At 75.3% G+C, this 392-nt stretch carries 1 protein-coding gene; it reads left to right on the top strand.

What is annotated here, in order from left to right:
- Positions 1-56: 56 nt before the first annotated feature.
- Positions 57-392, top strand: a 336-nt coding sequence (locus tag IF89_RS39905) for a hypothetical protein (RefSeq protein WP_043195055.1), incomplete at its 3' end; no start/stop codon positions are given.

The raw sequence follows: 392 nt of genomic DNA, 5'->3' as shown, positions 1-392 counted from the left end.
CACGGCAACCGCACCGACTTCGCCTTCACCCCGGCCGGAGAGACCTGGCAGCTCACGTGCTGACGGCGGTCCTGGAGCTGGAGGACGGGCTGGTCCGCAAGGCGACCGCGGGGGACGGGGCGGTGACGGGGCTGGAGTACGGGCGGCCGCTGGCCGGGCACGGCCCCGTCGTCACCCGCGTCGCCTCGCCCCTCGGCGCGGTGACCGAGATCGCCTACGAGGAGGTTCCCGGCTCGCCCGTGCCGGCGCTGGCGGCGACCCGCCTGCGCACCCTCGACGACCGCGGTGAGCTGGCCGCACCCGAGCAGCGGTTCTCCCCCGCAGTGGAGGAGGGGCGTGCCTACACGGGTGCGGGGGGCGGTTTCGCGGGTGAGGACGATGTCTTCGACCAG

This window comes from Streptomyces sp. NRRL F-2664 (assembly GCF_000719345.1).
Classification (GTDB): domain Bacteria; phylum Actinomycetota; class Actinomycetes; order Streptomycetales; family Streptomycetaceae; genus Streptomyces.
The sequence above is the reverse complement of the archived record's forward strand: the minus strand, read 5'-3'. Positions and strand labels throughout refer to the sequence as shown.